The sequence below is a fragment of the Nocardiopsis sp. LDBS1602 genome (assembly GCF_035818715.1).
Taxonomy (GTDB): Bacteria; Actinomycetota; Actinomycetes; order Streptosporangiales; family Streptosporangiaceae; genus Nocardiopsis; species Nocardiopsis alba.
Genome location: NZ_JAYLVW010000001.1, coordinates 214,070 through 239,111, shown reverse-complemented (window position 1 = coordinate 239,111; position 25,042 = coordinate 214,070). Strand labels below are relative to the sequence as shown.

The following is a 25,042-nucleotide window of genomic DNA, read 5'->3' as shown; positions in this document are numbered from 1 at the left end:
CCTGCAACCGTTCGCGTTCACCGTTTTCTCAGCCGACATATCACCCCGTACCACCTGCCGCCGGACACCGCCGAGCGCTTTCTCGAAGAAGTCGCCTCCCGCGTGGTTCTCGGTGCCAGAGCATGGAAAGCAGTTCGACGGCACCGGGTCCCTCACCCCGGTGGACTTCCGTACCTTCCTCTCTACTTCGAGGTGCCATGCCCTTCGCCGTCCGAGAGCTGCGCTCTCTCCTGGACGACTCGCACGACCACGTGGAACTGCCCCGCTCGGTGTTCGATCCCGACGGATCGCACCGGCGGTTGGAATCCCTCCTCGGTTCCCCCGAACTACGTCTGCACGACCCTCGGGTCGACCCCGACCGACTGACCGTCAGCGGAACCTCCCCCGAACGGGGGGTCGCCGTGCGCATCGTCTTCGAGGCCGACGATCAGCACGTCACCGGAGCGGAGATCCACGCCGCCCTCCCCCGGGACGAACTCGACGAGGACCTGGCCCGTCTGGTGCGCGCCGGGTTCACCGAGCCCAGGGTCGTCGTGGCCTCCGGTTCGTCCGTCGACGGCCATCGGGAACGGCACGCCGTCACCCTGACCTTCGATGACGACCGCTCGGTCGAGTTGACGGCCCCGGTCGACGGTTCCGAACCGTTCACCGCCCGAGACGTCGCCCCCGTCCCGCTGCCCGCGCTGGCGGCGTCCCTGGGGATGGTCGACCCTCCGGCCCTGCCGGAGGCCGCCCTGGACGGCGCGACCACGTTGACGGCCCGCACCGGCCCGGACGGTGTCGTCGTGACCGGGAGCGGCGCCCTCGGCCGCACGGCGGTGGTGCACGACGAGGACGGCTCCGCCCGCCTGCTGGTGGCCGAGGGCGACGGCGCCTGGCAGGTGCTGTACACCGACCGTGACCTGTCCGCGGAGGAGGTCCGGGAGGCCGCGACCCGTCTGGGGTCCCTGGACGACGCGCCCCGGCCGAAGCGGGTCGAACGGCTCGGTCAGGGCACCTGGTTGTCCGCCTCCATGGAGCCGGGCACCGCGGTCGAGACCCTGCCGCTGCGGGCCTACGCGCCCCGGCCCGTGGATCCGGACCGGCGTGACGGCCTGGGCCGGGCACTGCCCGAGAAGCCCCCGCAACGCCGTTCCCGGGCCCGGTTGCGGGCCGATCGGGCCCGACGGCACGTGGTGGCCGGACGCGACGGCTTCCTGGTCGTGGACCGGGGCCGCCGAGGCTCTCGCCGCCTCGGGATGTCCGGGCGCACCGTCACCCCGCTCGGTTTCAAGCCCGGCTACTCCGACGGCATCGTCTCGATCGCCTACAGCAAGCCGCCCCTGAACATCGCCGGGGCCTTGACCATGCGTGCCGTCGACGACCCGGCCTATAAGAAGGTCTTCGGCGGCGCGGTCACCGTCGACGCCAAGACCCTGACCGGCAGCGGCGCCGCGGCCTTCTTCGAGCCCAAGGACGACGCCGACCCCTCGTTCTTCGCCTACGGGGCCGTCAACGCCCGTAAGGGCATCGGTCCGCCGCCCTTCCAGATCCGCGGGTTCACCGCCGGGATGGGGTGGAACAGTCGGATCCGTCTTCCCTCCGACGCCTCCGAGGTGCCCGCGTTCCCCCTGGTCCAAGCGCTCAACGACCCCGGAGCGATCGGCGCGTCCAAGGGCGATCCGGTGGCGATCCTCAAGAACCTCACCGGTGAGGGCGCGTGGATCACCCCGGCCGAGGACGAGCTGTGGATCGCCGCCGGGATGGCCTTCAGCAGTTTCGAGCTGCTCAAGGGCCAGGCCGTGATGGTCCTCCAGGCCGGCTCCGAACTGGCCCTGTCCCTGTTGGGCCGAGGCGGTATGGCCTTCCCCGCCGAGAGCGCGCGCAAGATCGCGAACATCGAACTGGCGGCCGGCGCGGTGTTCAAGCCGATCAAGGGAGAGCTGTCGCTCAGCTACCAGCTCACCCCGGCCTCCTATGTGCTCGATCCCAACTGCAAGGTCTCCGGCGGGGGCGCGCTCGCGGTATGGTTCGGCGACCACCCGAACGCGGGCGACTTCGTCTACACCGTGGGCGGCTACCACAAGGACTACGAGAAGAACCTGCCCGCCCACTACCCCAAGGTGCCGCGGACGAGTCTGGAGTGGAGCCTGGGCTCGAAGGTGAGCATCACCGGGCAGTCCTACTTCGCCCTCACCTCCGGGGCCGCGATGGCGGGCGGCCTGTTGGCGGTGCGCTTCCACGCCGGCCCGGTCAAAGCGTGGCTGGACGCCTGGCTGGACGCCCTGGTCAAGTGGAAACCGTTCCACTTCAACGTGGGCATCGGCGTGTACATCGGCGTGCAGGCCAGCGTGAAGCTGCTGTTCGTCCGCGTGACGATCACGGTGGAGGTCGGCGCCGACATCAACGTGTGGGGGCCGCCCACCGGCGGTAGGGCCAAGATCAAGCTCTGGTTCGTCTCCTTCACCATCGACTTCGGCGCGAGCCGCGAGAGCGGGCCCTCCACGGTGGACTGGAAGGGTTTCCAGGAGATGCTCCCGCCGCCGGAGCAGACCGTGCGGATCATCGCGGGCCCCGGGCTCATGTCCGAGCAGCGTGACGACGAGGCGACGGGCGACCGCGGACCGGCCTGGCAGGTCTCGGCTGCCGGGTTCACCTTCCGGACCGACTCGGCCCTGCCCGTGCGCGAGCTCTACCTGGACGACGGCGGAACGCCGACGCACTCCTCGGACCCGCTGCGCATCCGCCCCATGGACCGTTCCGACCTCACCAGCCTGAACCGGGTGGAACTGGAGCGCGACGGTTCGCGCGAGCCCCTCGCCTCCTGGGAGGACACGGCCCTGCGCGGTGCGATGCCGGCCGCGCTGTACGGGTCCGGTAGCGGCTCCACTCTGCCCGCCCCCGGCGGCCAAGTGGTCCCGGACCGTCTCACCGGTGTGGGGCTCACCTCGCCCCCGGTCGCCCACGGAACCACGACCGGCTACATCGACGAAGAGGCCCTCAAGCAGCACGCCCTGGATCCGGACGGTCCTCAACCGCTGGATCCGTCGGCCGCTCCGACCGGACCGGTCCCCGTGTACCGCGAGGGCACCGCCGCCACGGTCCGCGACACCGTCGCCTCGGCCACCCGGAGCGAACGCGACGCGCTCGCCGACGCCCTGGCGGGGCTGGGCTTCGACCTCGGTGACAGGGACGTCGAACTGCCCGGCTACGCCCGCGAGGCCGACGTCGCCTTCACCCGCGAGCCGCTGCTCGTCCCCGCCGGCTGAGAACAGGAACCGCGACATGACAGAGAACACCGTCCCGACCCGTACCCGGTTCTTCGACCACCGCATCCCCTCGCTGTCCGGCGGCAAGTACCGGATCACCGTCACCCAGGACATCGAGGAGATCGACACCGCGCGGGATCTGCCTCCCGCCGTACAGCCCTTCGACGTGCGCACCGAACGGTTCGTCCTCGGCGAGGACGACGTACGCGCCTGTTATCCGGTCCCCGACACCGTCGGCGACTACAAACATCTGCTGGCGCACATCACCACCGAACTGCCCGCCCTGGCCTGGTCCCGAAGGCTGCCGGGCCGGGAACGCGCGACCCCGTGGACCGCGCTGTTGGTCTTCCGCGAGGACGAACTCCCCGAGGACCCCGAGGCCCTGGGCCTGGTGGAACCGTGCACCGTCCGTACGCTCCTCGATGGAGAGCTGGACGGGACCCCGCCCGGGATCGCCCCCGGCACGATCTTCGACGACGAATGGGACCTGGTCTGCGACACCATCCGGGTCCCCGGGGACCTGTTCGCCGCGATGCTGCCCCGCGCCGAGGAGGCGGCGCTGCTGGCGCACGTCCGTGAGGGCGGCCCGCCCGACGCCACCCACGTCCCCAGCGGTTACGAGGACGACCCGCCCCGAGAGGACGAGCTCACCTCGGTGATGGTCGCCAACCGCTTCCCCGCCACCAACGGCACCCACGCCGTGCACCTGGTCTCCTTGGAGGGTTGGGAACACCTTCTGGACGGTGGCGCGCCCGAAGGGGACGTCCGTCTGATCTCCCTGTGGTCGTGGTCCTTCACCGCCAAGAGCGACAGGACCAAGGGTTTCGGCGACGTGGTCCAGAACCTGGCCACCGAGGGGCTCCCCGAAACCGAACAGCCCGATCTGCTCCTGCGCTCACGGGTTCCGGAAGGGTCGCCTTCGACCGAGGCCGAGCGCACCGCCCGCGAGTACCTGGCGAACGGGTACACCCCGCTCGCCCAACGGATGGAATCGGGTGAGGCCGGCTACGCCTTCTACCGAGGGCCGCTGACCGCCGCTCCGGCCCGGCCGCTGCCCGACGATCTACCGCCCCGGTTCGACTCGGGGAACTCCGCGTTGATCTACCTGGCCGAGTACGGGATCTTCGACGCCACCTACGCGGCCGCCTTCACCCTGGGCCGGACCCTGGCGTTGGCCGACGCCGAGTTCCGTCGCCATCTGCTCGCCTACCGGTCCGCGGCCCGATCGGCCACCCGCCGGTTGGCCGCCCTCCCGGACACCGGGAACCTGTCGGTGTCCGACACCGCCTCCCTGCTGCGTACGGGCGGGGCACGGCGTTCCTTCGACCGTCTGCTGACCGCCGACGGCGGCCGGGAGATGACCGCCGCGCTCACCGGAGCCGGGCCGGCCCTGCTCTCGGGGCGACGACGCGTACGCACCCGTTCCACGGGGCCGGTCCGCGTGCGCACCGCCGATCTGAAGACCATGGTCGCCGGCGAACGAACGCGCGCGGCCCTGGCCTCCGTACTGTCCGAGGAGCTGGAACCGGTCACCGCCTGGCTGGATCGGCTGCGCCTGTTGGAACAGGTGCCCTTCGACCACCTGGTGCCGACCTTCGACGAACGGGACGACGAGGGCGCGCTGCCCCCGGAGAGCATCCGCTTCGCCTACGTCGATCCCGGCTGGATCCGCGCCGCCGTGGACGGAGCGCTCAGCGTCGGTGTGGGCCACGTCCTGGACTCGGCGCTCAACGAGCTGGCCGCGGAGGGAACGGTCTCGGCCGCGTCGGCGGTGCTGGTCCGCTCCGAGGTGGTGCCGAACTGGCCCGACACCCTCTACACCGCCCACCGCGAGGGGGAAGAGGTCACGGAGGTGCGCCGGGCCCGCGTGGGCGAGGACCTCCTCCTGTTCCTCTACCCGGAGGTGGTGGACGCCTTCGCCATCACCGAGCCGCCCCAAGGGCTGCACTTCGGTCTCGACAGCCTCGGGCAGCTCACAGCGCGCAATCTCGACCCGGAGCGGGGCGAGGTGGGTGCCGAGCTCGACGATCCCTTCCCCAGGGAGACCCACGCCTTCGACCGGTTCCTGCGTGCCACCGGCACCGAGCTCGGCGCCGACGTGATCGCGGTGACCGAGGGGCCCGATCCGCTCGTTCCCGCCTTGGCCGAGGCCGTCGGGGTCGACGACCTCACACCGGCGCGGTTCGCCCTCCAGATGGTCGATACGCCCGAGAGCCAGCGCTTCGTCCGCCCCCGCACCTAGAGAGACCTCCCACATGAGTGGAATGAACTTCCCGGCCTCCGACACGCTGGTCGTACCCGTCGAGGTGGCGGCGCTGGCCGTCAACGAGACCGTGCGCGACACCAGTGTCGTCTACCGGGCCGCCGCCAACTACTACTCCGTGCTCGAGGGCGAGCACAGCGCCGACCCCGCCCCGTTCGCCAACGACACCGAGTGGTGGCAGAAGCAGGACGTGCCCGGTGTCTACCTCCAGTGGCAGCTTCCCGAGGCACTCTCCCGAGGCCGGCAGACACCCGACGGCGAGATCGGCGACTTCCCGCTGGTGCCCAACCGGTGGCTGATCGCCCGTTACCGCTCCGGCTCCCGTGACGTGCGGGCCTGGATGGTGCACAGCGACTTCGTGGACGAGTGGGAGGGCACCGTCTCCTTCGTCGACCCGCACAGCCCCCGCCCCAAGGCGACCAAGATCGGTCGCAAGGTGGAGCTGGTCAAGGGGTCGCCCTGGAACGAACCCGAGGACGGCGGCGCGCCCTTCCTCACCGCGGTCGGCCCCGGCCTGCTCACCTTCTCCGTCTACCAGCCCTTCAACGAGAACGTCTTCTCCATCCACGACCCGCTGGAGGACGTGGACGGCGAGGAACGGCTGGGCTACTTCGTCGCCGGCTGGTACTCCGACCCGGACAGCGACATCCTCTCGGGCGACGTCGACCACACTGCCCTGCTGGAGGAGCTGGAGTGGCGGGTGACCCCGGGGAGCGGAGAGCCGCGCCGTTCCCTGTACACCGGCACGGTCCTGGGGATCGGCTGGAAGCCCACCGGGCGGATCGACGACGACATGCCCGACCGGGGCGACGTGGCCGTGGCGGTCGGCAACAGCACCGCCGAGGCCCAAGGGGCCCTCCAACTCCAGGCCTCCGGTGTGATGAGCGAGGAGGACGCCGACCTGTTCCGCGCCTTCCTCCTGAACACCCTCGACGAGATGGACCGGCCCGAGGGGCGGACCCTGCTGGATCGGGCCGCCCACCGCACCGGCTTCGGGCACGGTCCCGGCGGCTACACCTGGCAGGTGGCCGACCGCGGCGACCCCACCGCCCTGCCGCCCGAACCGGCGGCCGTTCGAGAGCAGCGGCTGCGCGCCGAACACTCCATCGTGGGCGAACTCAACCGGCTCCAGGCCGAGCACGACCGGCTCGAACGCGACCTGGCCGCCGCACGTGATCGCCTCTACCACCTGTGGTTCATGGACCACATGTCCACCGGTCAGGACAAGCCCGGCGAATTCACCCGTTACATCGCCGACGAGCTGGACCCGGAGAACCCGGACGGGGCCGCCGGCACCGTCCGTCGACTGGCCGCCGAACTGGCCCGCATGCGCGGCGAGGACCTGCCCTGGGGCCACGAGGCCGAGGAACTGGAGGTCGAGGCGCGCGCCTACGCCGAGAGGAACGGGATCACCGGCACACGGGTCCTGATGCGCGTGCCGGACACCGGGTTCGACCACTCCGCCGACCCGGTCGTCCTGCTTCAGGGGGCCGGGCTGCACGCCCCGCTCTCCCGTGACGGCTTCCTGCCCTGCCGCACCCCCGATCAGGCGATCACCAAGGTCACCGACGGCGGCAGCAACGTCGACGCCCCCGGAATGCGCCAGGAGATCGATCGGCTGGAACTGACCGGTCTGCCCGCCGCCCTGGAAGCGCTCGCCGCCGAGTTCTTCGTCCTCGAACGCGCCCGCGCCCGCGGACTGCGCCTGGACGGGCACGAGGGCGTCCTGCCCGAATACGGCACCGAGGACTGGAAGCAGGCCTGGCAACCGTTGGCCCTGCACTGGAGCGTCCGCTACTACCACACTCCCTTCCAGGAGAACGGAGAGGACCACTGGGCCTTCGACGGGGTCCGCTACCGCTGGAAGGGCGGTGAGCGCGAGAGCGGCTACCGGGAGATCACCGGCAAGCAGTACCTGATGCCCAGCGCGGGCGCCGACCTCAGCGGCCGGCTCGCCGCCTACGCCCGGTACCGCGACGACCTCGAACCGGCGACGATCGGCTCCCTGCGCCGGGAGGCCGAGGAGCTCGACCTGCTCTCCCAACGCCTGGACGGCTTCTCCACCCGGCTGGCCCAACGGCTGGCCGGAGGGCACGTCTCCCCCACCGGAGAGATCGCCGAACTGATCGGCGACGGCCAACGCCTGGCCCCCGACCCGGGGAAGATCCCCGGCCGATTCGACCCCTGGCCCGAGTCGGAGTTCGTGGACCTGCGCGCCGGCCAGATCCTCTTCTCCAGCCTGACCATCGTGGACCGGTTCGGCCGGTCCGTACGCCTGGTCCCCGGCGACGACCCCGCCCACTTCGCGCTGGACGCCGTGCCCGAATCGATGGTGCCCGACCATCCGGTGGGCGAATTCGGGGCGGACCGGTACGTGGAGTTGGGCCCCCGGCTGCTCCAGCCCGCCCGCCTGTCCTTCGAGCCGCTCATCCCCGGTGAGGAGGATCCCGTCACCTTCGACCCCTCCCGCAACCCGGTGTGCGGATGGCTGTTGCACAACCGGCTGGACGCCTCCCTGGCCTGCTACGGACCGGCCGGGGACGCCCTGGGCGAACTGCGCACGGTCATGGACCCCGATAGCGGAGAGCGGGTGGTGGCCTGGCGGCGACTGCCCGGCTCGGAACTGCACACCATGGACGACCTGCGCGAGGACCACCCCTACCTGTACGAGGTACTCGAACCGGTACGGAGCAAGGGTCCGGACACCCTGGCGGCGCTGCTGGCCACCGTGGACGAGGCGGTCGCCGGGATCGACCCGGGCGGTATCGACCCCGGCGGGGCCGGGTTCTTCCTCGGCCGCCCCCTCGCCCTGGTCCGCGCCCGGCTCGACATGCGGTTGGAGGGGCCGGCCCGCGCCGACGTGAGCTGGCGTGAGGCCATCGATCCCCCCGTGCCCGCCACCACCGGCTACCTGTGGACCGTGCGCCTGGGGGAGGCCGCCCAGACCGACGACGGCCTGGTGGGGTACGTGCTCAACCGGGACTACGAGCACCTGGAGACGGTCGTCGACCCGGAAGGACCCGACACCGACTACCTGCGCCCCATCGCCAACGGCGAACGGTTGCGGCTGCGGCTGGACACCGACGACGCGGCCGAGGTGATGCTGCTCATCGACCCCCGCGCCCCCGTGCACGCGGTCACCGACGTGCTGCCGACCGGTCGGTTGGAGATCCCCCGGCGGTTCGTGGACCCGGTGTTGGAGCACATGTCGGTGTCCTTCCGTACCGGACCGCTGCTGGCCGCCACGGTGGAACGCGAGGTGGACGGCGAACCCGTGGCCGCGGTATCGATGCCGCGCCCCTCGACCGTCACCGGCGCCTGGTCATGGACCGAACCGGTCGGCGAGGGCTGGGAGGCGCACCCGATCGAGGCGGCCGACCCCACACGTCCCCCCGCCGCCAAGCCGCACCTCAGGTCCGGGTTCCTGGTCTTGGACGACGCCGTCGCGGCACAGAGCTCGAACGAATGACCCTCTCATCACAGCGGAAAAGGATCCATCTCTCATGACGATCATCAACACCACACAGGCCGGGCCCAACGGTGAGGAACCGGCCCTCCTGGAGTACAGGCTCTACACGGACCCCCACCCCATCCGGGTCTCGCCCAAGGGCGCCGAGGAGGGGGACGACCCTGAGATCGATCCCGCGCGGGCCCAGTTGATGTTCGTGGCCTCCAACAACGGCCGCGAATCGGTGCGACTGAGGAAGCTGTCGGTGGAAATCCCCACAGGAGAAGGGGCCGCCCAACTGGCCTTGAGCCTGGAACGGGCGGAGTCCACCATCAGCCTCAAGGGGTGGACCGCCTCCCGCAACGGTGAGGTCATCGAATTCACCACCACCGACCCCTACACCGAGATCTCCCCTAACCAGGGCCTGACCTTCCAGATCTCCGAGATCCCGGTCAACCACGAGGTCGGCGCGGTCGAACTGCGCATCACCGAAGGCTACGAGGGTACGAGCCGGGGAAGCCTCAGTATCTTCACCGGCAAATTCCCCCAGGACTTCTACCTCGACGGCTTCTCCGCCGACACCTACGAGATCGACAACGGCGGAAAGGTGGTGCTCACCTGGAAGCGCTCGGAAGGGGTCACCACCACCCTCCTGTACGGAGGAAACCCACCGGAGGACGTCACCGGACAAGAACTCAAGGAGATCAAGGACCTCAAAACCACCACGACGTTCTACCTCATCGGCCAGGTCGGCGACGTCCAGATCATGCGATCGGTCCTGGTCACCGTCCTCAACCCCGATCTCGTCGTCAACAAACTCACCGTCAACGACACGTTGGACGCCAAAGGTGACGTGGTCATCGCCAACGGTAAAAAGCTCAAAACAAACGACATCGCCGGCAACGGAAGCCGTATCGAGGTCCACAACACCATCGCCCAACTCGAGGGACTGATCCGAACCGGGCCTGAGGGAATCGAGGTCAACGGTCCACTCGATGTCGGGGGCTACCTCACCGTCGACCCCTCGAACGACGCCCACGGTACAGGCCCCGGGCGCTTCCAAGTGGGCAACCTCATCGTCCGCCCGGGCGATGTCCTCCTCAAGGACGGTATCCGTGTGACCGGGGAGTTGGAGGCCCAAGGCGGCGCCACCGTCAAGAAGAGCTTCTCCCTCAGCTCCATGAGCGAAGGCACAAGCTTGATGGGTAGCAGGCACAACCTGAGCGCTCGGCACCCGTTCTCCGGCATAGGAGAAGGGGCTATGTACAAGTACCGGGCCAATACCGACGGGTACGTGTACGCCACCATCAGGGCCGACGCCCATGGCACCGTGGCTCGCGCCAATATCTACAACCTCTCCAACGAGCTGACGGTCGGGGCACTCGTCGATCCTGCGGGCAACACACCTGATAGGTCCTCGGTCGTCATAGGCATCAAGAAGGGGCAGGAGTTCGGCCTGACCCGAGCGGTATGGCAGGGCTCCGTGTATATCTACTTCCGCTGGGTCTCTATCGGGCCTGATGCTCCCGCCCCCTCCTTCCTCGGTACGGGGTCGGTGTCCGCCGAGGATTTCACCGAGATCACGGAGACCGACTTCGGCTCCGCCCCGGAAGGCGCCCCGATCGTGGAAGGCGTCATGGCGGACGACTGACCCCTGGCACCTCCAGGTCCACTGGACGCCGAACCACTATGCCGACGTGTACAGCGGCTTGAGGATCGAGAAGTCCTAGGTCAGGAACCTTGGCGGGGTGCGCGTCCCCCGGGGGCCGCGTACCCTTCCGCCTCGCCCCAGGAGATGAAGAGAGGTAACGTCCTGCTGTACATAGGGCGTTACGAATGACGCGCTCGAACCACTGCCACGACACCGTGGAGCGGGAGATCCACCTGTGTCCATGACAGCGCGTTTCTCCGGGGACGGCCCAGGGGTGATCGTTGGTCGGGGGCCGCACCCGAAGTGCGGTGCGCTTCGGGTGCGGCCCCCTGCGGAGGGTCCCGATCAGAGCCGTCGGGTCTCCAGTCCCGCGGCTCCGACATCCAGCCGGCCCTCACGATCTGTGGCTGCTCCGACCCGTCGAGTGCGGAGCGCTCTTCTCCGCATCGACGTGCGGTGATGTGTGGTGTGGAGGGGCCGGAGGTGGTGGTGACACCCCCGGCCCGCTCCCCCACGACCCCTCCCGGATCCAGGTCCGGGCGAGGCCTCGCCACCCGAAGGTGGCGGGGCTTGGTGAGCGCGGCGATGCGGGACCTGACGGACCCCGCGAAGAGGTGGTCCGCGATGTCCGAGGTCGACCGCACCGCCGCGCCGGCTTTCACGCCGCTGTCGCGGTCCGCCGGCGGATCATCGTCCGGGTTCGGTGAGCAGGCGTTGGACGTCGGACTTGAAGTACCGGCGATGGCCGCCCAGGGTGCGGACCCACCGCAGTCTGCCTTCCTGGGCCCACAGACGGACGGTCTTGGGGTCCACCCGGAAGGCCTGGGCGACCTCCTGGGGCGTCAGTAGGTCCATGGGGTCGACATCCGGCTGCGTCATGTTCTTCTCTCAAAGGGGGTCGTTATCGGAGGTCAAGGAAGTTCAGGGGGTTGGGTCGTGTGCGCCGGGCCCACGTCAGGGGCGCGGAAGTCGTAACAGGGGAAGGTTCATCGCGCCGGTGTCCGTTTCCGGGCGGCATGCAGCGCGGCTAAGACCTGGACCAGGCGTCCTTCGGCGTCGTCCAGCAGGGCGTTTCTGCGGGCGGGGCTGTTGCCGGCCCATTGGGCGCGGGTGAGGTAGCGGGCGGCGTCCTCGGCGGCGCTCGCTCCGGCCAGCAGGGTGGGTCCGCAGGCCGGGCGGGCGGCCTGGTCCCACGCGGCACGGGTGCCCTCGACCTGCCGCCGTCGGGTCTGAAGCGGCAGTTGGGCCTGGTCCCACAGCAGGTAGGCCTGCTCCCGACCTTCCTGGTCGGCCTCATAGGCGTCCAAGAGCCTGGTCAGGAGCTCGTGGGAGGGGCGGATGCGTCCGGTCTCGATCCGCGAGACCGTCGACTGATCCACCCCCGAGAGCCGATAGCCACTCAATCCGGCCACTTTGCGCAACCGCTTCAGGTGGACACCGAGCTCCTTCTTGGACTCGGTGCACAGGGAGTCCGCGTCCTGATCCACCTGGGCCTCCTTGGTCTTCGCCGACACGGGCCGGTCATCGTTTGGTCTGCTTGGGACCCGGTGGACGAGAGGCGCGAGAGCTTCTCTGTGCTTCCGGGCGGGGTGGGCCCCAGGAGGGCGCCGGTGAGGGCGCGCCTCCTGGGACACCGGACGGGCCACGCGTTGCTGCTGCCAGGCCGCAAGTACCCCGTCGTCTTGGGGGGATCGGCTAGGCCAGGGTGCGCACCAGCACGTCCCAAGCACTACCCGGCAGAGTCAGTCGGACCTGGTCGGGGTTCTGGGTGTCACCCATCAACACGTTCCCGCCATCAAGCAGCTTGGCGGCCGCGCAGTTGGAGGCGCCCTGCGAGGCCTCGGCCTTGTGCCAAACACCAGCGGTCAAGGACCTACGACCCTGGGTCTCCACGATCTTCATGAAATATCCTCTACCTGCTTGTTCTTGCGGTTGAAACCCCGGAAGGCGGCAGCCACCGCCCCCGGGAACGAGCCCACGCGGGCTCTACGGTGCCCTCACCTCTCGGGTGAGGGCACCGAGCCTTTCCACGACCCGATCAGCCGGGCTCGACGCAACGGTCAGGCCGGGCGAGCGTGGTCAGAGCGGCGATCGGCGGCTCTCCCCCACCCGACTCACGCGGCGACAACCCCCGCCAACGCCCCCAACCCGCGGCCTCGAACACCTTCCGCAACCCCTCAGGGGCACGCGCCACCAACCGGGTATCCGCCCCCTGCTCTCGGGCCTGGCCGGTGTAGACCTCGGCGGCACCGACCATCCCGGACAGATGGGTGATCCCCCACCCGCTGCCAGGTGCCAGGCCCGCAGCGAGTGCCTCCACCAGGCCCGTGACCTCTTCGTTTTCCAGATGGTCGAGGGTCAGGGTGGAGATCACCCCCACCGGAACCGACAGATCCAGATGCTCACCCAGAGCGTTGACCAGGGTTTCCGGGAACCTCAGATCCAGATCCAAGACCCGCACGTTGTACCCCCGAACCTGAGCCGGGTGCTCCCACCAGGCGCGGGCGGCGGCCAGGGCGGCGAGGTCGTGGTCGACATAGACCGTCCGAGCCTGAGATCCCCACAGCACCCGGCCGCGTTCATGCGGGGCGCGGCGCATCGCCGGCAACCCACACCCCAGATCGATCACTTGAGAGAAGGAGCGGCAGACCGCGTCGACCACACCTTCGCGTGCCTTGCGGTGCACCAGCATCTGCCCCGCCAGACCGGGTGAGGCCTCGGCCATGCGCACGGCGACATGGCGATCCTCGCTCCAGGAATCCTTGCCGTAGTCCAGGTAGTCGAAGGTGCGAGCCGCGTTGGTCAACGCCCATTCCTCACGATCCAACAAAGTGCCGCTACGGGCCGCACCCCAGGTCATCGTCATCGCTACCCCCGCATTCGCATAGTGGTTCGGATAAGGGGCGACACCCGCACTCCGGGCGCGCCTGACCTGGTCGACGGTGCCCTGGAGGTAGTAGTAACGACGCCCCACATGAAGGGCGGGGATGGTGCCTTCCCGGGCCCAGCGGGCGGCGGTCGCATACGACACCCCCCACTGCGAAGCAGCCTGGCTGGGAGTCAGGAGGTCGTCCATGTCCGACCTCCCATGGCGAGATAGCGCTTGACCGCGACCCCGAGCTCTTGGGTACCGGCGTCCTGCTCGGCCTGTTCGGCCTCGCGTAGTTGCCGTTCCACGCGGGAACGTTCGTCCAAGATCCCGTCGACCAACAGCCGAGCCAACCGCAACCGGTGATCCACCCGAGCAAGCCGCTGCTGCACGCTCAAGCGGCCCAACAACCGCAACGCGCTCAACTCCGCGGCCGCGTTCTGCTCCACCGAACGCGAAGTAGGGGCCGGAGGACTGGACGGGGGACGCGGGGTACGCCGGGGAAGAGGGACCGGAGGCTTCGGCGGGGCGGGACGCTCAGGTTCGCTGGAAGTCGGAAGGAACCCGGCCCAGTGCGCGAACCGGCGCCGAAGACCGAACCAGCCCCTCCGAACCTTCGGGATAACCGGGCTAGTAGTGGCGGCGGCGGCGGTGGTGGTGGTGTCGGTGGCTTTGGGGCGAGCGAGGGTCCCCCTCCGGGGCGGCAGGGCGTGCCTGCCCCGCTGTACCGGTGAGGTGGACGTGGTGGTGGTTGGGAGGGTGCGTCGGACCTGTGTCGGGATCATGCTCACGGTGTTCTGCTCCTTGGGGCTGGTCAGGGAAGTTCGATCCGGGCCTTGACCGTCACCGGCAGGCCGGCGCATCCGTCCCAGTCCCAATAGAAGGAGAGTGAAGCCACCCGCCCCAAGCCACCACCGTGGCTCTTCTGCTCCGGGAAAGAGAGCCGCTTGCATCCCGGGGTGGGGCCGGCGTCGGTGACCGTGATCGACAACAGATACCGCGACCGCTCCAACATCAAAGTGAGCGTCTGATCCGGAGCACCCGAATACGAGTGCCGATGGGCGTTGTCCATCAACTCCCACGCGATCAACGAAGCCCGGTTCGCGATCTCAGCCGCCGCCATCGGGTTAGCGATCCCCCGAGCCGCATGCCGACGCACCCAGTTCTGCGCAGCAGCACGAGCGGCCACCGTGTGCCGCACACGCAAGCCCAGCCTGTCGGGGTCTGAATAACGGAGCATTTGGTACGGAGCGGACAAAAGCCTGTTGTCCCGCCGCTTAGCAGCGATACACTTCATGGCGGTTCACCTCGGAGCTGTCGGGGTGGGTCACAACCCCGGGCGGCCGCTCTCTACTTCGGCCCCCCGGGGTTCTTGCTGTCGGGCGCTTTCACCCGACGTACGTAGCCCTCTGTGCTGACGTGAGTCCAGCTTGGAGCGTCATCCAGTGATTCCACAGCGTCTGAGCAATCCGTGGAATCTAAAGTGTGATCATGAGAAGCCATGGGCAATAATTAATCCATGACCCCCAATCTGTTTGCTGAAAATCTCGTCAGGCTCCGGGAACTTGCAGGTCTGACGCAACAGCAGCTAGCCAAACGTTCCAACACTGGACACTCGTCCGTGAATAGGTGGGAAAAGGGGAAATCAACACCAAAACGGGGCAATGTGGAAAGTCTAGACAAGGCTCTCGGCGCGAACGGCGACCTCATGTCGGTGTGGCTAGCCGTCACCACTGGCAATGGGCTACCTGAGTGGGCTCGCGACATCGAAGGGATCGAGCGCGCAGCCCGCCGGGTCACCATCGCAACCCCGGCTCTTGTACCGGGCATGCTCCAGTGCCCGGAATATGCTCACGCTGTGTTCACTGCAGGGCAGCCAGACACCGATGCGGAGGAGATCGCCCGGCTTGTCGCACTCAGGTGTGGGCGACTCAAAGAGCTAGCCGAGCTCCAAGTGACAGCAGTTTTTCCACTGGGGGCTGTCTCCTACATGTCCCCCAAGGTCCGCTCCGCGCAGGCGGCCGCGCTACTGTCCTGGCACGAGACCGGGAGGGTTAAGGTGCAGGTGATCCCCGAGGGAACATTGGTCTTGGTCCCGGCTGCACCGTTGATGGACTACCGACTCCGGTCTGGGGAGTCTGCCATCGTAAGCGATCACGCAGACGGTAACCTGGTCTACGACCTGCAATCCGGTGACAGGCTTGCCGGACAGATCACCGCAGCGCTCGCCGCTGCACTTCCGGAACCCCTCTCAATAGAAGCTTTGAGGTCCCTCGTATGAAGACCCCAACCGACTGGCACAAGAGCACGTACAGCGCAAATGGCAGCAACTGCGTGGAAGCGCGAGAGTGCCCTGGCGGCGCGGACGTGCGTGACACTCAGAACCGGGAACTCGGCCATCTGTCCTTCGGCGCGGGCGAATGGTCCGCACTTCTCGGCGCGGTCGCTTCTGTTAAGTAGCAGACCACAAACCGGCCCCCGCCAGTCAAGGTGGCGGGGGCCGGTTGTGTTCCGCACGACCCCAGAGTAACTCCCCTACGTATCGGCGCAAGGGGAGATATATCTGGTCTAGAAAACACAAGGACTACTCCCCAGCTCAACGGGGAAGAAGAAGTTGCGCACCTCCGCATCATCTCAGCCGAAGTCATGTTCTGAGAACACCCCCATCCCCCGAGTACACGATCTCTCTCGCCCCCAGAAGCCCGCTCCGCAGTAGTCAGCCTCCGACCTCCGAAGAGAACGGACAGCGCATGACCAGCGAAATCACGTGGCACAAGTCGTCCTACAGCAGCAGTTCGAACTGCGTCGAGGTCTCCGAAGGCCCCACCACCCACATCCGCGATACCCGACACCGCGGCCTCGCCGAGCTCAGCGTTCCCGCCTCGGAGTGGACCGCTCTGCTCAGCACCCTCCGCACGAACTGACTCCCGGCAGGCCCACCGCGGAACAGCGGAACCTTCCTCGAAGGACTTTCGCAGACGAGAACTCTCCGCCCCCATCTGAGAGATCGAGGCAGCGCGACATGATGAACGAGCACTGGAAGAAGTCCACCTACAGCAACACCGGCGGAAACTGCGTCGAGGCCCGCACCATCGCCCAGGGCGCCGCCGTCCGCGACACCCAGAACCGCGGGCTCGCCGAGCTCAGCCTTCCGAACGCGGAATGGAGCGCCCTGCTCCACGCGCTCCGCACCCGCTGACCCCTGAACCGGAACTCCCCCACCCCTGAAGGGAAGTACAGCGCATGCCCAACGAACAGCGCCCCTGGCACAAGTCCACCTACAGCACGTCCGGAGCAAACTGCGTCGAGGTGGCCGAAGGCGCCACCACCCACCTCCGCGACACCCAGAACCGCGCCCTGGCGGAACTGAACCTGCCCGCTCGCGAATGGTCGGCCTTCCTCACCACCCTCACCCGGTAACCCCCACAACCACAAGGCCCCGGAAGCAAAAGCCCCCGGGGCCTCCCCACGCCCAAACCCCCCTCCCCGCATCCGTGAAGCGCAGGAACACAGGGGAAGCGCGTTGTCGTTGGCGTCCGGTCCATCCCCACGTGCGCGGGGAGCAGCACCCTTCCAGGCACCGGGCGGCTGCGATCTCGGGTCCATCCCCACGTGCGCGGGGAGCAGTCTTCCTGACCTGCGACGCTACCCCAGCAGACCCGCCATTTCTGCACGTTGTCGAAAAACAGACAAAACCGACACCCCTCAGATGTCCCCGCACACAAGCGCGTTCGGGTTGAACAGTCCATCCCCACATGCGTGGGGCTCAGATGGCCAAGCCCGTGTCCGGAGCGCCGCGGCCACGGCCAGGACGGCCACGTCATTCCAAGGACAGCTCATACGGCGACTGCCCGACCAGCTCAACCCAAGTAGGGCCCGCTCCCACTGACGAACACATGTCGCAGGCGCAACCTTTGCGTGTGATGCATGGGGAGTTCGTCGAGATCGACGTCGACCCCGAGAACGACGCCTACCTCGACTTGGCCACCCTGTACCGGAACCTCGTCAAAGAGCGCTTGCTCGTGCGCGACACCGAGACCCTTCACGTGATGCTCAAGGGAGGCGACTGGGCCTTCGGCTCACAGCTCGTCGACGGTGCTCTCGGTGTCCTGGACACCCCCGGGGCACGGATGCCGCTCCGTATCTTCACGCCCCAGGTGCTCGCACCGACCGGCGCGAAGCTGTCCAAGTCGCTGCTGCGCGACCGGAGCGCGGACGCGTTGCCGGCCGACGTCGAGCCCTGGATGCTCGACACCACCCGGTGGGAAGGGGGCACCGACCATTATGTCGACGCGCTGTTGTGGCTCGTCGGCGAACTACTCACCGATCCGAAGCACTTCTTTCGAAGCTTCACCGTCAAAGAACTAGGCCGACTCATGAATGACCGACCCGCCGACCTCGATCAGCGCCCCCGCGCACACGAGATGGGCATCTACAAGCGGTACTTCGACCTGATCGCCTCGGGCGAGAAGACGACCGAGATCAGGGTCAATGACTCATCACGTCAGCGGTTGAAGGAAGGCGACCTTCTCCGTTTCAAGTGCCGCGACGAGGAAGTGCTCACGCGGATCACCCGAATCGCGCGCTACCGGGACTTCGACGAGATGTTCGACCACGAACCCGTCTCATCGGTCAACCCGACCGCCTCCCGCGAAGACCAGCTACGAAACGTGCGGGAGATCTACCCACCTGAACGCGAAGCCCTGGGCGTGATGGCGATCGGGATCGAGCTCGTCGAGACCTAGCCGCAGCCGACGAAACACCCCTGCCCCTGGGAGAGCCCCCAGGGGCAGGGCATCGTCACATCAGACCGAGGCCGCACAGTGTGTGCGAGACAAGCCGTCCGGTCTCGGAACCGACGAGGGCGACAGTCACAACAGACACCGTCGCCTCTGAAGATGCGGCCCGTCCCCACGTGCGCGGGGAGCAGGCACTGGAGGGCGCCGTGTACTACGACACCGTGGGTCCATCCCCGCGTGCGCGGGGAGCAGTGTACACCACCGTGGATGGCGAGGTGGACATGGGGTCCATCCCCGCGTGCGCGGGGAGCAGGGCCCGGTGCAGGGCGCCCCGAGGGGCCGCGCGGGTCCATCCCCGCGTGCGCGGGGAGCAGAGTGCCTCGGCTACCTGGTCAGTCGAATTGATGGGTCCATCCCCGCGTGCGCGGGGAGCAGGGCGAGGGCGTCGGGGGTCAGGCGGAAGCACTGGGTCCATCCCCGCGTGCGCGGGGAGCAGTCTTCCTGACCTGCAACGCTATCCCAGCAGACCCGCCATTTCTGCACGTTGTTGAAAAACAGACAAACCAGACACCCCTCAATCGCCCACCTCAATACCACTTCCCCACCACTCCGCCTCAATCACCGCCTCCTCCGTCACCTCCATCGCCACCGACACCGCCATAACCGTCGTATCCAGAGCCTCCACCGGAACCGCCGTCATAGCCGGAGCCGGTCTCACCGCGACCGCCTCGGTACCGCCGCAGCATCCGCTGTTGTCTCCGCCATGCGCTCTTGCTCATCCACTCGGGGCGCCGAGGGGTGTTCCGGTCCTCCTCCCCCACGACGATCATGAACCCGATCACCACGACGAACGTCACGACCGAGAGGATCACGATCCCCAGAAACTCCAGAATCCGCGCCAGGACGTTCCCCACGGTGGTCACGACCGTGGCGACCGCGTCCCGGACATCGGGAACGGACAGGATCATGAACAGGGCCATGATGACGCCCAGGTACGCGGCGCTCATGGCGACCATTGGGAAATGGAGAACGCGCCCGCGATGACGGGGGACATCGCCGACGAAGACGACGGTCAGGAGGCACGCGGCGCACACGAACGCGGACGCGGCCAGGACCAGTGGGAAGAACATGGTCCCGTGCTCCCGGGACAGCGCACGCTCGAACAGGGCCAGGGTCATGCCCACGTTGCCGCAGGCCGCCCACAGCGCGAAGGTCACGAGCCTGTCGTTACGGCCCCGATGACGTTCTTCGCCGTAGGAGTCGACCACATCCCAGAGGAGGTAGACGCATAACAGCGCCAGTCCTCCGGCGATCAAAGACATCGACAGCATGGCGGGGCCTCCACGACATGATGGTGATCGACCTCTACCCGCCTGGCCGCCACCGAGGGCCTGGAGCCATGGCCGGATCAGGACACGGCCCACGCCCATCGTTCATGGACGCCCTGGGCGCGCAAGGAAGAGGGGTAACGGCCTGCTTCCTGTAGGCCGTTACCCCTCATCGTGTTCGTCGGTGACCGGTGCGTGGAGCGGGACCCCCGGTCCCCGCTCAGGGCTTGCGGGCCACGCCGCCGTACTGGTCCAGGCCACGACGGGCGCTCAGCTCACCGGCCAGGGGACGCCACTTCGGGCAGGGCACCACGCCCGGCTCCAGCAGCTCCAGCCCCTCGAAGCGGGCCGCGACCGCCTCCGGGCTGCGCAGGATGTAGGGAACGTCCCCGTGCTTATTGCCCGCCTCGATGGCCTCGTTGTAGGCCTCGCTGGTGTTGGTGCCGTCGTAGCTGGCCAGATAGCTACCGGAGGGCAGGGCGCCCAGCAGCTTCTGGACGATCGGCTGGAGGTCCTCGTCCGGGATGTGGCCGAGCACGCCCATGAGCATCAGCGCGATGGGCCGATCGAAGTCCAGTGTCTCGGCGGCCTTCTCCAGGATCGCGTCGGGGTCGCGCAGGTCGGCGTCGATGTAGTCGGTGACGCCCTCGGGGGTCCCCACGAGGAGGGCGCGCGCGTGCGCGAGCACGAGGGGGTCGTTGTCCACGTAGACGACGCGGCACTCGGGGGCGATCCCCTGGGCGACCTCGTGGGTGTTGTTGGCGGTGGGCATCCCGGTCCCGATGTCGAGGAACTGGCGGATGCCCGCCTCCTCGGTCAGGTGGGTGACCACGCGGATCAGGAACTCCCGACTGGTCCGGGCCAGGTCGACGATCTCCGGAAAGGACTCGGACACCTGGTCGCCCGCGATGCGGTCGATCGGGTAGTGGTCCTTGCCGCCCATCCAGTAGTTCCAGATCCGGGCCGAGTGGGTCCGGGTGGTATCGATCGGGGCGGGACGGTCGGGATCGTTGTAGGTGGACGGGGAGGAGTCGTCGGACATCAGAGCATCTACCTCTACACGCAGGGGGTCGCGCCACGCGGCCGAGCATCCGGCGATCGCCTCGGGGCGGCGATCGCTCTCGGCCATAAGCCGGTCGCCCCAACCATAGGGGAAAACGCCTTCGTTGGGCGGATGTGAGGTATGGGTTTCTTGTGGTCTCGTGTGACTCATCGTCTCCCAGCAGCACCTGATGGGCGCTCCCTCGGGGTGCGCTGATGGTCGAGGTGACGGGCGGCGTTCGGCTCCCGACCCGACCGGCCCCCGCGAGCACGGGGGCGCACCTCGACCATCCGGGCGTTCGACCTGGTCGAACGCCCACCCGGCTACGTTCCCTCCTCGTCGGGAGCGGTCGCCCCGTGTTCGATGAGGGACGTGCTGGAGGCCAGGGCTCGGGCCGCGTCGGCGAAGTACCGCTCATCGGCGCCCTCGGCCAGGCCGAGCATCACGCCTTGGCCGAGCCCCGTCACCAGCGCTCTGAGCGCGGTGGCCAGCCGCCGTGCCCGCTCCGACGTCACGACGATCCCCTCATGTGATCTGCCGGTGAACATCGCCGCGAGCCGGGCCTCCTGTTCCTGGACCGAGGAGGCGAGCCGCGATCCCAACTCGGGGTCGCGGAGAGCCATGTCGAGCAGGACGAGCTGCAACGACAAGGCCACGCGCGCGTCGGGGGCGTCACAGCCGCGCCGATGGTGTCGGGCGAAGGCGTCGACCGCTTCGAGCAGGTCCGCCTCGGCTGGGATCGCCCGTTCCACCTCCTCGTAGTCCACCTCCAGGCGGTCGGCGACCAGGGCCACCACCAGGCCGTTCTTACTGCCGAACAGCGAGTAGACGGCGCCGGTGGTCAGCCCGGCCGACTCGGCGATCTCGTCGAGTCTGGCGCGGTAACCATCGCGGGAGACGAGCCGGAAGGCCGCGTCCAGCAGGGCTCGGCGGTTGCGTTCCTTGGTCTCCGCCCTTGTCATTCTCATAATCTCATTATTATAGTAATCCCGTTATCGAAACAAGCGTGGACCGAACCTCCGGAGGAACCCATGACGCACACCCGGACCACGCCTCCGGCCCGGTCGATGCTTGTAGGGGCCATGGCCGACGGAGCCTTCAAGGTCGCGCTCGGCGTCGCGTTCCTCGGCGGGGCCACCCGCCTCGGCGAGCTACTCGACGTGACCCCCTGGCTGATGACCCTGTCCGGCGTCGCGCTCCTGATCGGCGGTGGGGTCGAGATCGGCTACGTGCGTCGCCGTTCGACGCGTACCTCCACCCTCCTCATGGCCGCCTACGACGGCGGCTGGACGGTGGCGGCGATCGTAGGTCTGGTGATCGCGTGGCGAGGCGGGGACATGGGCGGCGAGATATGGATCGGCTACCAGGCGGTGGCCCCTCTCGCATTCGCCGCCCTTCTCATCGCGGCCCCCTCGTCACCCTCGGAGGCTTCGCGCACTGATGACCCTGCGGGCGATCGACCACGGAAACGCACTCTCCCGAGGGACACCGTGGAGACGCACGATCGATGAGGGCGAAGGCTTCTCGGTGGAGCGGATGAAGGCGGGCCGGGCGCGAAGTCGGGTGAACCGAACCGGCATCTTTACGACATAGATTCACTGCTCTTTCGAGGCTCCACAGTCGAATTCGCAGGTGAGAGCAGCACGAAAAGTTCACCGTTATCTTTCCGCGACCACTTGTGGCCATTCGGCGCTACTCACACCACCTTCGACGTACTTTTGGGCCCCTACTTCGGAGGTTCGATGAGAGGTTGCATCGTCTTCGTGGCCCTGGGTCTCCTGGGTGGCCTCGGGGTCACGCTCTTCGGTGAGGTGCTGAGCGGGAGCCTGTCCGCCCTGCTCTGGCTCCTCGCCCTGATCGCGGCGACCGCGACGGCCATCGTGCTCGCCGACCGGCTGTCGACGAAGCGGGAGAACATCGACGACGCACCCGGCGACGATGAGGAAGAGGAGGAGAAGAGGCGCAGGTTCCGCGACCGCCTGGGCCTGTTCGGCGTCGCTCTGTTCATCGCCATGTTCCCCGCCACCCTCCTGCTCGCGATGTTCGAAGCCACCGACCCTCTCATCCCCTACGCGCTGGGCGCGGGGGGCGTGGGGTTCGTCCTCTCGCTCTTCGGAGATCGTGGAGGAAGCGGGGAGGGTGGAGGGGACGATGGTGGAGGTGAATGACGAACGCTCACCCTCCCGTCACCGCGCGCCTTCGCCATGGCTTCGGTGAATCGACCTCGTGAAGGCCCGCCACTCAGTGGGTCTTCGCCCCTCGATCGCGCGAGTCCATGAGGAATCCGCGCAGTTCGTCGAGGGTGGAACGCGTCCTGAGCGAGAGGCCTGAGCCCGACGACGGCCTCGGCCCGCCCGGCGCCGCCGAGGCCGTGGAGGGCGCCCCTCCCCCAGCGAGGGAGGCCCTCATCCGCTCCACCAGTTCCGGGTCCAGCCACTCCCCCGCGAGGTCGGGCTTTTCCCGGGGAAGCGACCGCGGCTCCGGTCGGGCCGCGGGTGCGGGAACGGGGTGCAGGAGTTCACCCGGCGTCGAACGGCACCGGGCGCCGCACAGAGCGCAGTTCCCGCCCGGGACGTTACGAACGCCGGAGTGCTCCGGGCAGGTCCCGTCGGCCTTCCCTTGAGAGTCGAGGTGGAACTCCGGAGCCCGCCCGAAGGGATCGTCGTCCGGCGTCGGCCATCGCGGCGAGAAGAACCCCGCACCGGTCACACCCCGCCCCAGAGATCCGTCCAGGAAGGCCCGTGCCGCCTTCAGGCCGCGCAGCCGGTGCATCAACGCGGGGAACGGGCGCCGCAGCCCCTCCATCCCGTTGAACAGGGCGGTCACGTCGCCGACGCCCAGGCCTTGGCGGAGCAGATCGTCCACCGCCCGCCCGAGCCGTCGCCTATCGGCCGCCGGTTCGCGCAGGCGAATGTTCGGAATGCGGGAGATGAGGCGATGGGGTCCGTCCGATCGTTTCGGTGCGCTTCGCTCCCCTGTACCTACGCTGTCACGGACGGAAGCAGGGGCCTCGTTCGAAGAGCGTGTATCAGGACAACCGTCTGTAGCGCTTTCCGAGCCGTCGTCCTCGGCAAGATGAGCCGTCGTTCCTACCGATGGGTAAGGGCGGGTGGTCTCGTCCAGAGGCCCTTCACCGAGCCTGTCCCGCGCCTCGTTGATCTCCTTCAGGGTCTGCTCCGGGTAGGCGGAGGCCGGGATCAGCAGCTCCAGTACCGAGGGGAGCCGGTCGCCCCATCGCTTTCCGTCGGCGAGGTCCTCGGCGAAGAAGGCCCGCACCTGACGCCGGTCGAGTTTGCGAACCAGCCCGGCCTCGACCAGGTCGTCGATCGCGCGCTTGACGGTGGGCAGGCTCATGGTCCCGCCGGAGCGCTCGACCACCGCCTTCAAGTAGAGGAAGCAGTAACGGCCGTCGCAGTCACCGGCCGTGGCGATCACCGAGGCGACCGTGTAGGCGCGGGTGCTGCTGAAGAGGCCGGCCTTGAGCGCGTCGCGCACCCAGAGCAGAGGGATGAACCCGATGCCCTTCAGGGCGCCGAGCGGGCGCTTGCGGATCACATGCGCGCCCAGAGATCGCGCGGTTTCGGCCACGTCGACGGGGAGGGTAGGGGTAGACTCCATCACGAGTCGCCTTCCTGGTGCTTTCAGGGAGGTGGCACGGTCGAACCGCCTGTTGACGCAGGCGTCGGCCACAACCCGGCCCGGTGCGCTAACACCGGCCGGGTTTTTTCTTGTCGTGTTCCACGCTAGCGAGTCGAACAGGGGTTCGTGGCCTTTTCGCTGGATACCTCATATTCGGCTTGAGAAGGACAGGGAATCACGGAAAGAAATGCCTGAATTGTTCGCTTGGTTCGAAATAGGCGAGCAACACCCGCCGATCCGATACCAAGGCTCGCGCCGGAACGTACAGAGGTGCTCCGGGCGGTTCGGGGGAAGGTGAGAGGTTCGGGGCGTTCGTTCGGTATCGCTCCGATCACCCCGGGTAGGGCGAAGGGTATGACTCCCCGCTACTTCCCCAGGAACGTCCGCCCCACGGACGCCGATCGGCTCGTTCCCCTGTTCAGCGCCCTGTCCTACCCCGCGTCGACCGAACGGATACGGGCGCGGCTGGAACGTCTGGGCCAGGACCCCACCTATGAGGCCTGGGTGGTCGAGGACTCCCGCTGGGAGCTGGTGGGTTTCGCCGCCGGACATCTGCTGTTCCCGATCGAGGACGACACCCCTGCGGCCCAGCTCATCGCCCTGGTCACCGCCGAACACGCGAGGGGGCGGGGGGTCGGCGCGGCCCTGTGCTCCGCGTTCGAACGGTGGGCGACGGGCCGGGGCGCCGCGCGGGCGCAGCTGAACTCCGGGGAACCCCGGAGTGAGGCGCATGACTTCTACTCGGGGCGCGGTTACACGGCCTCGGGCGTCCGGTTCAGCAAGCGTCTGGCGGACGCCTCCCATTGAAGGAGCCG

23 protein-coding genes and 1 CRISPR repeat array are annotated in these 25,042 nt (G+C 68.2%); of the genes, 13 read left to right on the top strand and 10 right to left on the bottom strand.

What is annotated here, in order from left to right; genetic code table 11:
- The first annotated feature begins 197 nt into the window (after positions 1–197).
- From U9J66_RS01075 to U9J66_RS01060, 4 genes are read left to right on the top strand one after another with little or no spacing between them, the layout of a single operon-like run.
- Positions 198–3,248 carry a DUF6603 domain-containing protein gene (locus tag U9J66_RS01075; RefSeq protein WP_326336698.1) on the top strand — a complete coding sequence of 1,017 codons (3,051 nt, stop codon included), beginning with the start codon at positions 198–200 and terminating at the stop codon, positions 3,246–3,248.
- A 16-nt stretch (positions 3,249–3,264) separates the two neighbouring features.
- Positions 3,265–5,490 (top strand): hypothetical protein, encoded by a 2,226-nt coding sequence (locus U9J66_RS01070; protein ID WP_326336697.1) that lies wholly within the window; start codon positions 3,265–3,267, stop codon positions 5,488–5,490.
- Positions 5,491–5,503: 13 nt separating this feature from the next.
- The gene (locus tag U9J66_RS01065) at positions 5,504–8,980 is read left to right on the top strand and encodes a hypothetical protein (RefSeq protein WP_326336696.1); all 3,477 of its coding nucleotides are present in this window, start codon (positions 5,504–5,506) and stop codon (positions 8,978–8,980) included.
- 34 nt (positions 8,981–9,014) lie between these two features.
- Complete coding sequence (locus U9J66_RS01060) at positions 9,015–10,610, top strand: hypothetical protein (protein ID WP_326336695.1); 1,596 nt, start codon at positions 9,015–9,017, stop codon at positions 10,608–10,610.
- A gap of 687 nt (positions 10,611–11,297) precedes the next feature.
- On the opposite strand, the gene U9J66_RS01055 is transcribed toward U9J66_RS01060, so the two are convergent.
- The 6 genes from U9J66_RS01055 to U9J66_RS01030 all read right to left on the bottom strand — a co-directional run bounded on the left by U9J66_RS01055 (position 11,298) and on the right by U9J66_RS01030 (position 14,602).
- Positions 11,298–11,465, bottom strand: coding sequence for a BldC family transcriptional regulator (locus U9J66_RS01055; protein ID WP_014910824.1), 168 nt, complete (start codon positions 11,463–11,465; stop codon positions 11,298–11,300).
- A gap of 131 nt (positions 11,466–11,596) precedes the next feature.
- On the bottom strand, positions 11,597–12,124 hold the full coding sequence (locus tag U9J66_RS01050; RefSeq protein WP_326336694.1) for a helix-turn-helix domain-containing protein: 528 nt from the start codon (positions 12,122–12,124) through the stop codon (positions 11,597–11,599).
- A gap of 181 nt (positions 12,125–12,305) precedes the next feature.
- The gene (locus U9J66_RS01045) at positions 12,306–12,512 is read right to left on the bottom strand and encodes a DUF397 domain-containing protein (RefSeq protein WP_326336693.1); all 207 of its coding nucleotides are present in this window, start codon (positions 12,510–12,512) and stop codon (positions 12,306–12,308) included.
- A gap of 136 nt (positions 12,513–12,648) precedes the next feature.
- A complete protein-coding gene (locus U9J66_RS01040) occupies positions 12,649–13,686 on the bottom strand; it encodes a helix-turn-helix domain-containing protein (protein WP_326336692.1) in 1,038 nt (345 codons plus the stop codon).
- On the bottom strand, positions 13,671–13,928 hold the full coding sequence (locus U9J66_RS01035) for a hypothetical protein (RefSeq protein ID WP_326336691.1): 258 nt from the start codon (positions 13,926–13,928) through the stop codon (positions 13,671–13,673). Before U9J66_RS01035 ends, U9J66_RS01040 begins: the two co-directional genes overlap by 16 nt.
- A 365-nt stretch (positions 13,929–14,293) precedes the next feature.
- Positions 14,294–14,602, bottom strand: a complete 309-nt coding sequence (locus U9J66_RS01030; protein WP_326336690.1) for an ATP-binding protein — start codon at positions 14,600–14,602, stop codon at positions 14,294–14,296.
- Between the two features lie 396 nt (positions 14,603–14,998).
- On the opposite strand from U9J66_RS01030, the gene U9J66_RS01025 reads away from it, so the two are divergent.
- From U9J66_RS01025 to U9J66_RS01000, 6 genes are all read left to right on the top strand, one after another.
- Positions 14,999–15,760 (top strand): Scr1 family TA system antitoxin-like transcriptional regulator, encoded by a 762-nt coding sequence (locus U9J66_RS01025; protein WP_326336689.1) that lies wholly within the window; start codon positions 14,999–15,001, stop codon positions 15,758–15,760.
- Positions 15,757–15,939 carry a DUF397 domain-containing protein gene (locus tag U9J66_RS01020; RefSeq protein ID WP_017536432.1) on the top strand — a complete coding sequence of 61 codons (183 nt, stop codon included), beginning with the start codon at positions 15,757–15,759 and terminating at the stop codon, positions 15,937–15,939. Before U9J66_RS01025 ends, U9J66_RS01020 begins: the two co-directional genes overlap by 4 nt.
- A gap of 290 nt (positions 15,940–16,229) precedes the next feature.
- Positions 16,230–16,403 carry a DUF397 domain-containing protein gene (locus U9J66_RS01015; protein WP_326336688.1) on the top strand — a complete coding sequence of 58 codons (174 nt, stop codon included), beginning with the start codon at positions 16,230–16,232 and terminating at the stop codon, positions 16,401–16,403.
- Between the two features lie 98 nt (positions 16,404–16,501).
- Positions 16,502–16,678, top strand: coding sequence for a DUF397 domain-containing protein (locus tag U9J66_RS01010; protein WP_326336687.1), 177 nt, complete (start codon positions 16,502–16,504; stop codon positions 16,676–16,678).
- 44 nt (positions 16,679–16,722) lie between these two features.
- Positions 16,723–16,899: a DUF397 domain-containing protein gene (locus tag U9J66_RS01005; RefSeq protein ID WP_326336686.1), complete on the top strand. Its 177-nt coding sequence runs from the start codon at positions 16,723–16,725 to the stop codon at positions 16,897–16,899.
- 350 nt (positions 16,900–17,249) lie between these two features.
- Positions 17,250–18,224 carry an ASCH domain-containing protein gene (locus U9J66_RS01000; RefSeq protein WP_326336685.1) on the top strand — a complete coding sequence of 325 codons (975 nt, stop codon included), beginning with the start codon at positions 17,250–17,252 and terminating at the stop codon, positions 18,222–18,224.
- A gap of 155 nt (positions 18,225–18,379) precedes the next feature.
- A CRISPR array of direct repeats spans positions 18,380–18,714; the repeat unit is 29 nt; unit sequence GGGTCCATCCCCGCGTGCGCGGGGAGCAG.
- Positions 18,715–18,832: 118 nt separating this feature from the next.
- Here U9J66_RS01000 and U9J66_RS00995 read toward each other — a convergent pair.
- From U9J66_RS00995 to U9J66_RS00985, 3 genes are all read right to left on the bottom strand, one after another.
- Entirely contained in the window at positions 18,833–19,549 is a 717-nt protein-coding gene (locus U9J66_RS00995; protein WP_326336684.1) for a hypothetical protein, read from the bottom strand.
- 217 nt (positions 19,550–19,766) lie between these two features.
- Positions 19,767–20,588 carry an SAM-dependent methyltransferase gene (locus U9J66_RS00990; protein ID WP_026125317.1) on the bottom strand — a complete coding sequence of 274 codons (822 nt, stop codon included), beginning with the start codon at positions 20,586–20,588 and terminating at the stop codon, positions 19,767–19,769.
- A 323-nt stretch (positions 20,589–20,911) separates the two neighbouring features.
- Complete coding sequence (locus U9J66_RS00985) at positions 20,912–21,550, bottom strand: TetR/AcrR family transcriptional regulator (protein ID WP_326336683.1); 639 nt, start codon at positions 21,548–21,550, stop codon at positions 20,912–20,914.
- A gap of 69 nt (positions 21,551–21,619) precedes the next feature.
- On the opposite strand from U9J66_RS00985, the gene U9J66_RS00980 reads away from it, so the two are divergent.
- Together U9J66_RS00980 and U9J66_RS00975 are read left to right on the top strand one after the other, a co-directional pair.
- On the top strand, positions 21,620–22,099 hold the full coding sequence (locus tag U9J66_RS00980) for a hypothetical protein (protein WP_326336681.1): 480 nt from the start codon (positions 21,620–21,622) through the stop codon (positions 22,097–22,099).
- A 231-nt stretch (positions 22,100–22,330) separates the two neighbouring features.
- Entirely contained in the window at positions 22,331–22,756 is a 426-nt protein-coding gene (locus U9J66_RS00975) for a hypothetical protein (RefSeq protein WP_326336680.1), read from the top strand.
- A gap of 73 nt (positions 22,757–22,829) precedes the next feature.
- Here the strand turns inward: U9J66_RS00975 and U9J66_RS00970 are convergent, their stop codons facing one another.
- Positions 22,830–24,206, bottom strand: a complete 1,377-nt coding sequence (locus U9J66_RS00970; RefSeq protein WP_326336678.1) for a hypothetical protein — start codon at positions 24,204–24,206, stop codon at positions 22,830–22,832.
- Between the two features lie 375 nt (positions 24,207–24,581).
- Between U9J66_RS00970 and U9J66_RS00965 the strand changes: the two genes are divergently transcribed.
- Positions 24,582–25,034 (top strand): GNAT family N-acetyltransferase, encoded by a 453-nt coding sequence (locus U9J66_RS00965; RefSeq protein ID WP_326336676.1) that lies wholly within the window; start codon positions 24,582–24,584, stop codon positions 25,032–25,034.
- Positions 25,035–25,042 lie beyond the last annotated feature (8 nt).

Excerpts from the sequence above, each read along its gene's own strand:
- U9J66_RS00970 (WP_326336678.1), bottom strand. The coding sequence starts at position 24,206 with ATGGAGTCTACCCCTACCCTCCCCGTCGACGTGGCCGAAACCGCGCGA.
- U9J66_RS01020 (WP_017536432.1), top strand. The coding sequence starts at position 15,757 with ATGAAGACCCCAACCGACTGGCACAAGAGCACGTACAGCGCAAATGGC.
- U9J66_RS01010 (WP_326336687.1), top strand. The coding sequence starts at position 16,502 with ATGATGAACGAGCACTGGAAGAAGTCCACCTACAGCAACACCGGCGGA.
- U9J66_RS01045 (WP_326336693.1), bottom strand. The coding sequence starts at position 12,512 with ATGAAGATCGTGGAGACCCAGGGTCGTAGGTCCTTGACCGCTGGTGTT.
- U9J66_RS01065 (WP_326336696.1), top strand. The coding sequence starts at position 5,504 with ATGAGTGGAATGAACTTCCCGGCCTCCGACACGCTGGTCGTACCCGTC.
- U9J66_RS01075 (WP_326336698.1), top strand. The coding sequence starts at position 198 with ATGCCCTTCGCCGTCCGAGAGCTGCGCTCTCTCCTGGACGACTCGCAC.
- U9J66_RS00975 (WP_326336680.1), top strand. The coding sequence starts at position 22,331 with ATGAGAGGTTGCATCGTCTTCGTGGCCCTGGGTCTCCTGGGTGGCCTC.
- U9J66_RS00965 (WP_326336676.1), top strand. The coding sequence starts at position 24,582 with ATGACTCCCCGCTACTTCCCCAGGAACGTCCGCCCCACGGACGCCGAT.
- U9J66_RS00990 (WP_026125317.1), bottom strand. The coding sequence starts at position 20,588 with ATGTCCGACGACTCCTCCCCGTCCACCTACAACGATCCCGACCGTCCC.
- U9J66_RS00985 (WP_326336683.1), bottom strand. The coding sequence starts at position 21,550 with ATGACAAGGGCGGAGACCAAGGAACGCAACCGCCGAGCCCTGCTGGAC.
- U9J66_RS01055 (WP_014910824.1), bottom strand. The coding sequence starts at position 11,465 with ATGGACCTACTGACGCCCCAGGAGGTCGCCCAGGCCTTCCGGGTGGAC.
- U9J66_RS01000 (WP_326336685.1), top strand. The coding sequence starts at position 17,250 with ATGGCCAAGCCCGTGTCCGGAGCGCCGCGGCCACGGCCAGGACGGCCA.
- U9J66_RS01005 (WP_326336686.1), top strand. The coding sequence starts at position 16,723 with ATGCCCAACGAACAGCGCCCCTGGCACAAGTCCACCTACAGCACGTCC.
- U9J66_RS00995 (WP_326336684.1), bottom strand. The coding sequence starts at position 19,549 with ATGCTGTCGATGTCTTTGATCGCCGGAGGACTGGCGCTGTTATGCGTC.
- U9J66_RS01015 (WP_326336688.1), top strand. The coding sequence starts at position 16,230 with ATGACCAGCGAAATCACGTGGCACAAGTCGTCCTACAGCAGCAGTTCG.
- U9J66_RS00980 (WP_326336681.1), top strand. The coding sequence starts at position 21,620 with ATGACGCACACCCGGACCACGCCTCCGGCCCGGTCGATGCTTGTAGGG.
- U9J66_RS01040 (WP_326336692.1), bottom strand. The coding sequence starts at position 13,686 with ATGGACGACCTCCTGACTCCCAGCCAGGCTGCTTCGCAGTGGGGGGTG.
- U9J66_RS01070 (WP_326336697.1), top strand. The coding sequence starts at position 3,265 with ATGACAGAGAACACCGTCCCGACCCGTACCCGGTTCTTCGACCACCGC.
- U9J66_RS01030 (WP_326336690.1), bottom strand. The coding sequence starts at position 14,602 with ATGGCGGCGGCTGAGATCGCGAACCGGGCTTCGTTGATCGCGTGGGAG.
- U9J66_RS01060 (WP_326336695.1), top strand. The coding sequence starts at position 9,015 with ATGACGATCATCAACACCACACAGGCCGGGCCCAACGGTGAGGAACCG.
- U9J66_RS01025 (WP_326336689.1), top strand. The coding sequence starts at position 14,999 with ATGACCCCCAATCTGTTTGCTGAAAATCTCGTCAGGCTCCGGGAACTT.